General features: G+C 62.5%; 1 protein-coding gene. It reads right to left on the bottom strand.

The genetic code is table 11. The features are described from left to right. The coding region (locus ACH2EH_RS12605; RefSeq protein WP_395142162.1) for an Ig-like domain-containing protein at positions 1-1,576 on the bottom strand (1,576 nt) is incomplete at both ends.

Raw genomic sequence — 1,576 nt, 5'->3', positions numbered from 1 at the left:
CGTACTGGTTGCGTTTCTTCCAGCCCTGCGCCTCCCACCAGATCAGCGTGTTGCCGCCTGCGGGGAGTGCGAGGTCGTTCTCATGAATCGTGTCCTCGGTGCCCTTCAGCGAAAGATCAACCTCTTTGAGAAGCTTGCCAGGAGGCGTCGCCCCCTTGCGCCGCTCCTCCCAGTTGCTCTGCCACGTCCGCCAGGCATCCCAGTCGGCACTGCCCACGCTATAGAGCTTCACTTTGACACTCGGCACATTGACGCTAGAGAAGACGGTGCGCGGCGTGGCGGCAGGGTCGGGAATGAGTAGCACCTGCGACGGCCCGGAGAGCTGCTGCTCCGCCGCTCCCACAGTGAAGACGGCGGGATCAAAGCCCTCTAAGCTCTGGCCGTAGATGTCTTTAAGCTTGGACGAGACACTGACTTTATAGACCGTGCGGGCTTTTTTCGCCCCGTAGAGCTGGATGTAGTTGCCGTTGGCCGTGATCTGTAATCCAGGAGCTGCGGGCGATATGCTCACCCAGGCGGGGTCGAAGGCTTCGGCATCGAGTGCGTTTGTGAAGTGGAGTGTCCAGCCAGTGCTTGGGGAGACACTCTTGTCGCGCTCAGGGGACTGCTGGATTAATTTCAGCGGGCCGTAGGTGCGAAACGAGAAGCTTTGTGGCGCTTCGGTGACGCGTGGGCCTTCCGCACTGGGCGTTCCTGGCCCGACTTGAACCGTGATCGTGGTATCGCCCGGAAGCGGCACGACCGGCTTGAGGCCCAGCCAGCGCTCGGGTGTCTCGCTCTTGCCCGTTATTTTTTCTAATTCCGCTGCTGTGGCGCGGCGAACACTGACCTGCTTGTCACCCGCGAGCACTTTGACGGTTTTTAGCACCGCCTCGGGATTGATTTTTTGATCGAAGGGCAGCCAGATCAGCGGGTCGCGGCTCTGGCCGTTGCCACGGGGTCCGTAGGTTTCCAGCAAGCGAACCGCAGGGGTCTTGAAGGTAAATGTCGTCGCTTTCTCCAGCGCACCGCCTGTCACGGACTTTGTGCCTGCCGCGACACTGACACTGTACTCCGTCGCCATCGGGAGCCGCTTGCCGGAGCCCGCATCGAAGATCAGGGTCTGGGTGCCCAGCCAGCGCCACTTGCCAGGGATCTCGGGGGTGAGGGTGACCGGAACGCGCGCGGCGGCATCTTCCTGACCGGTGACCGCGACCATGGGCTGCGAGAACGTCAGGCTCACTCTGTCGGCTAGAGGAACCTCGCCCTCCGGCTGGAACCTGCGGAGAGTGAGTACGCCCCCCACATTGGCTCCCCCGTTATCGGGGGCAGGGGGGGTAGTTTTCGGAGGAAACTCCGCCGTAATCGTCTGCCCCGCACGTGGCGCAGGCAGAGATGCCTCTCGGAGCGCGAAGTCTTTCTCATCGTCGGGCTGCGTGGCAATGGCTTTGACGCGCGCCAGAATTTTATCGGCGTCGGTATCTGAGAGCTTCTCTGCGGGAGCAATCGGGTTGCGCTCACTGGGGCTCTCGCCGCCGGGGAGCTTGCCCGCCGAGAGACGGAACCGGAGTCCTTCGACTTCGTCGCTTGCCTCCGC

The organism is Armatimonas sp. (assembly GCF_043760365.1).
Classification (GTDB): Bacteria; Armatimonadota; Armatimonadia; order Armatimonadales; family Armatimonadaceae; genus Armatimonas.
The sequence above is the reverse complement of the archived record's forward strand: the minus strand, read 5'-3'. Positions and strand labels throughout refer to the sequence as shown.